Source organism: Cyclobacterium sp. L-R (assembly GCF_056859355.1).
Map to the genome: position 1 here is coordinate 1 of NZ_JBSXOH010000009.1, position 5797 is coordinate 5797.

General features: G+C 39.2%; 5 protein-coding genes. All 5 read right to left on the reverse strand.

Going from position 1 to position 5797, the window contains the following annotated elements; translation table 11 throughout:
- Positions 1–118 precede the first annotated feature (118 nt).
- On the reverse strand, positions 119–1165 hold the full coding sequence (locus AC13EX_RS00415) for an RHS repeat-associated core domain-containing protein (protein WP_482891100.1): 1047 nt from the start codon (positions 1163–1165) through the stop codon (positions 119–121).
- Between the two features lie 266 nt (positions 1166–1431).
- Positions 1432–1938, reverse strand: coding sequence for a PH domain-containing protein (locus AC13EX_RS00420; protein WP_482891101.1), 507 nt, complete (start codon positions 1936–1938; stop codon positions 1432–1434).
- A gap of 2 nt (positions 1939–1940) precedes the next feature.
- Positions 1941–2177 (reverse strand): hypothetical protein, encoded by a 237-nt coding sequence (locus AC13EX_RS00425; protein ID WP_482891102.1) that lies wholly within the window; start codon positions 2175–2177, stop codon positions 1941–1943.
- 68 nt (positions 2178–2245) lie between these two features.
- The gene (locus tag AC13EX_RS00430; RefSeq protein WP_482891104.1) at positions 2246–2872 is read right to left on the reverse strand and encodes an RHS repeat-associated core domain-containing protein; all 627 of its coding nucleotides are present in this window, start codon (positions 2870–2872) and stop codon (positions 2246–2248) included.
- A gap of 722 nt (positions 2873–3594) precedes the next feature.
- On the reverse strand, positions 3595–5797 hold a 2203-nt coding region (locus AC13EX_RS00435; protein WP_482891105.1), incomplete at its 5' end, for an RHS repeat-associated core domain-containing protein.

Genomic DNA, 5797 nt, shown 5'->3' on the forward strand with positions numbered 1-5797 from the left:
AAACCTACCCAACGCCTCACCAAATTGCACTTTACCGTAGTCGAATTGTACTGCTGATCAGAAGACAAACACACAAAATAACCACGAATAATTTAGTTTATCTTTACTTGGTCAAATTTTATCGAATTTTCCAACAAGCCCCAATTATACCTCCTATAATTGACCCAGGAACGGCCCCAGCTCCCCAAAACCAAACACCAATTGCGGCTCCTGCTACTGCACCTCCTTTAGCACCAGCCCAACCACCTGCTATTCCTCCAGCTGTTTGTGCTGTGGCTACTTGAGTGTTATATCCAAAGCTTCTTCCATCTTGTATATTTGCCTCATTCATATTATAAACTCCTAAAAGTACGCTTCCATATATTGCCCCTCTTCCAATATTGGAGCCAACCCTTGTCATGTTATACGTGGTAATTTGGGCTCGACTTCCACCTGCCCATCCAGACTGGTAATGTCTCGGACTTAGCTGATTGCTATTGTATGCTCCATTCGTAACCCTAAAACTCCCTCCTGACTGAACCATCCCTTGACCAAATCCACCCATGCCATCAAGGGTCATTCCAACTCCAGCGGTCGAATTACTTTCCTCCGGCGTTACTAATACGCTTTTTATAACACCATCATCTCCTCGGCCTATAACATTTTCAAACCCATCTAAAGAACTATCCTTAAAATAACTTGCATTGTTCTTTCTGTCATTAATTGCAAAAAGCCCATCACTGTCCTTTTGGATTCTCCCTTTAATACCGTGCTCTTTCCTGTATTCTTTTGCCTCAGCCCTTGTTTCAAAAAGTCCTGTTGGATCAATATAGGTTATTGGGTTATTAAAGAATGCCCTATATGGTGTCCAGCCTGGCGCAAGGTCTGCCAGCGGGTCGACAACTCCCCATCTTCCTATCACCGGATCATACATCCTCGCCCCATAATCATAATACTGAAGATCGTTTTCTTCAATCAATTCTTTACCATTGTACAAGTACTTGTTTGCCTTGATGCCCGCATACTGATACCCTAACCCAGTTAACTCCAAGCCCCAAGGGTCATAATGGGTTTCCTGGATCACAATTGAGGGGGTACGAGAAATACTAAAATCATCAAACCAAACGTCCTCAGCTGTTTCATTTACCAAGACGGTTTCCATGTATCCGTCTTGTGAAATATACAATTTTTCTTCTAAAAATCCATGCTAAATTAAAACAGGTACATGATTACATGTTTTGGTAATATAAAATTGTAAAAGCAAAATAAGTAAACATGTAAACCCTAAGTAACCTATGATAAAATTATAGATTCGAAATCTGAATAATGTCAAGCCTTTTCAAATTGCTGACTTAAAATGTTTTCCATAGTATTAACTGCTTTTGATAGAAAGGTGTAATGGAAAACTACTCCTAGGTGAGTTAGTAAGTTTAGATACAAAATTTAAAATTCTCAACTAATCCATGGATAAAATGTCTTTTTAATTTTAATCTTTGTAAGATTAACACTCTTATCAAACTCATATACAACGAGGCTTGAAAGCTTAATCACACGTCCATCTTTTAATTTGATAGAAGCATAATTATAAATATCCCATGGAAATATTGGAGTCCTGTCCTCAGCCATAGGATATGATTTATAACAAACAACCTCGACTATATCCTTCGAAAAAAATCTAATATCCTTTTCCATATTTTTATATATCATTGCTCCTTGAGTCTTATCATACCAGAAAACAACTCCTCTGCTAAAAAGGTAATAGTTAATATGTAGCAATATTAATGGTAGAAAAAACAGTAAAAATACTAGAACCAAAGCAATTAAAAATTTATCAGGTTCAAAAAAACCATACCTAAATAGTATCAGTACATATAACCCAACTGGAACAAAAAACACTAAAAATAGTAACAACCACAAGTGCCGAAAATGGCTTCTAAAATTCACTTTAAATATTTTCATAACTACCTAAAAGGAACCCACCCTTTTCTAATTGCATTATCAACCTTTCTGGTTTCATTAGAAATTTCATTACCAAGCCAAACAGCTGCATCATATCCATGTTCTCCTAAGATCCCGACACCTGTTACCAAAGCCCCCCAACCACCAGAAGCAACATACCCAACACCAAGTCCCAAAACTGTAACAGTTGTTCTATAGCTAAATCTGCCCCCAGACAAATCACCATTATTATAATCCACTGCATCAAAAGCAACAGTCGCAGTTGATAAAATAAAACCTCCGACTGTTGCTCCGTTCCTCGTATAATCTAAGGTTTTCTTACCATATTTAGAAGTAATCTTCCAATTACCAATACTTTACCTGCGTCATTAACAATATTCCTATTGCTTTTTATTAAAGGATTTGCCTTTGAGACCCCTTCTTCAACTACACCAAGCCCAACACCCATCCAGCTAAGTGGTTCTGATGCCATCGGAGCATGCCATACACCCCTACCCCCATTTACATTCTTATTATCCTCCCTTGAACAGCAATTCTCATCATAGGTTCTTACATTTTCTCCATTTCCTTGATTCTGATTAAAGAAAGCCCTGATCTCATATGGATTATCTGTTGAAAAACTATCTGCATTTTCAACCCACTTACCATTAGGATCAACATACTTGATAAAATTATTCAATGTATAGTTATATGGACTGAAGGCTTGATAAATCTCTGCCATAGGATCGACAACTCCCCACCTACCCAATACCGGATCATACATCCTCGCCCCGTAGTCATAATACTCCAGCCCGTTGTCCTCGATCAGCTCTTTCCCATTATACAAATACTTATTCTCCTTGACACCTCCATACTGATACCCCAGACCAGTCAACTCCAAACCCCAAGGATTCCTGAGTTCCTCAGGACAGGCTCCATGAGTCCCTTTGATCACTATGGAAGTTGTTCTTGAGATGGTAAAATCATCGAACCAAACATCCTAAGCAGTATCATTGACTAGAACGGTTTCCATGTACCCTCTTGTGAAATATACAATTTTTCTTCTACAAACTTGCGTAGGTTGGCCCCAAATGCCAGAACAAAAAGGGTTCAGTAAAAGAAAAGAGTAGTGGAAAATCCTCATATAAATGGAATATTCAATTAAGAATTGTTTAAAAGAAAGACAACTTTACCGATGGCTAGAAATAAAGTATGTATTGAATACTAAAGCTAAAGTTCCCCACCCTAAAAAACACGACTCAATTGAGCGACTCTAATAGTATCAATTTGACATATTAATAAGTTGTATACCAATAAATAATGGAACAAGGTATAAGGCTAAAACCCAAATATTATTTTTTAGGCTGTAAAGCCTCTTTTTACCTCTCCCATATACCTTATCATACTTTTTACAAATCATATCCGATTTCTTTTCATAATACCAACTCGTGATCCAATAAATAAAAAAAAATATAGGCAAAATCAATAGTTTATTTGGGAAATAATCCTCATTTAACAAAGGCAAAGACCAACTGAAAAAATACTTTATAATACCGAACACCAAGGCTAGGTGAAAGACGACCATCAACATTACAGCCCCAGCAGAATAGGATTCTGGCGCCGGGTTCTTCTCCTTTGCAAAACAGTAAATGAAATAATAAACAAAGTAATACATCGTTAATCAAATAGGTTTTCGGTTATACTTTTACCTGTGTAGTATTGCGTAGTAAGGTCGGCAGTAAAATAAACCCCACCTGCTATCCAACCTGCAACCGGAATTGAACCTGCCAATATATAAAAACCACCGGTTACTAATAGGTCGGCTGTGTGATGATTTTGCCAACCATTCGCTATTCCATCATAAACAGTTACTGCTGCACCTGCAACAATAAGTCCATTCGAAACCTTCGAAACAAACCTTGCTGTACTTTCTGTATTCAGTTTAGATGCCTGAACAGTATATTTTGAAACATATTTATTTCCGTAAAATCGATTACTATAAGCCTTTCCACTCGTATGGACATACTTACCATTCGATCCAGCACGGAACTCATTACTAAGCAAAAGTGAATGCTCTGCACCAGTTATAATTTCAGAAGTATAATTCGGGGACCCTTCAGCACTACCCCCATTTACATTCCTATTGGTCTCCCTAGGGCAGCAATTATCTTCATTGATTCTTACATTTTCTCCATTTCCTTGATTCTGACTAAAGAAAGCCCTGATCTCATCTGGATTATCTGTTGAAAAACTATCTGCATTTTCAACCCACATACCGTTCGGATCTATAAATTTAATAGGATTATTTAACGCATAGTTATAGGGACTGAAGGCTTGATAAATCTCTGCCATAGGATCCACCACTCCCCACCTTCCTAACACCGGATCATACATCCTCGCCCCGTAGTCATAATACTCCAGTCCGTTGTCCTCGATCAGCTCTTTCCCATTATACAAATACTTATTCTCCTTGACACCTCCATACTGATACCCCAGACCAGTCAACTCCAAACCCCAAGGATCATAATGGGTTTCCTGGATCACAATTGAGGGGGTACGAGAAATACTAAAATCATCAAACCAAACGTCTTCAGCGGTTTCATTTACCAAGACGGTTTCCATGTATCCGTCTTGTGAAATATACAATTTTTCTTCCAAAACCTCATGCTGATTGGCGGCTTTTCTGCTTAAGGGTTGCTTGCCTACTTCGTAGCGGTTGCCATCACTGTCATAGAGGGCATAAAGTAAGTAAGCTTCAGGGGTTTGCTTTTGCTGTAGGTCTGCCGCCACTATGCCAATCATATTTAATATCGTTATTGGGTTGGCTCCTCCTGCTTGCTGGGTACTTTTGGACAGTTCATTGAGGTCATTGAGAATTTTGCTTTTCCCTCCACTGTTTACAAATCCTGCGGGGTTTGTTTTTTGAAGTGGCTGTTCTTCGTACTTGCCATAGACACTTAGGTTAAGGCGATCTCCTGTAAAGACCTCTTGTCTACTTGAGGGACCTAAAACCCTTCCTCTTGCTGCATTTAGCCAAGCTACTTTATCTCCACCCCGGGTTACATTCTGTTCTGGGTCCGTTTGTCTGGAAGCACTTAGTCCGGAAAAATCTTCCTGCTCTTTCAGTACATGTTGGCTTTCCATGGTCGCCAAATTTGTCTCCGTTTTGGGCTGCCTAAGCACCTGCCGGACATTGCCTAGATGATCTTTGATATAAAAATCATAGTGATACACATCTGATTCATTTGCCACCCTGCCTTCTTCATGGATCGTATAATCCAAGTTTCCGTTTAGCAACACCAGCTCTCCAATATAGTCCCTTGTATTAGCAGGCTTGTCCTGGTTCTCCTGAACCGTCTGGCTTAGCTTTTTCCCCTCTGCATCATAGGCAAAGTTAATTTTCCCTCCATTGGAAAAAGTGATCTCTTCGGGCAAATTCAGGTGGTTGTAGCTGATTTTAGTAATCCTCTTATCGGGATTAGAAGTTTGGTTGCCATTGGCATCATAGGCGTAATCTTCTGAGGAGCCCGCATTCGGCTTAAAATCTTTTGCGGTATAGGTATTGGAGACAAGTCCATCCTTAACCCGCAACAGTTTATTGGAATAATTTTCACCTAAGTCATCATTGCTTTCATAAGTGTAGGTCAAATTATCCACTTTTCCGTAGGTGGTTTTTGATTTTTCGCTAAACCTATCCATCGTCAGAATATTTCCATTGGCATCATAGCTGATTCCTTGGAGGGAATAATGGTTATTTTCCCCTGCTGCTTCAAACTTTGCAGCTAACAGTCGATTGGCATTGTCATAATTGTAAGCGAAGCTCCTCGCTTTTCCGTCCTGTCCCTCCCATTCGATGCCTGCTATATTTCCATTGTAATAT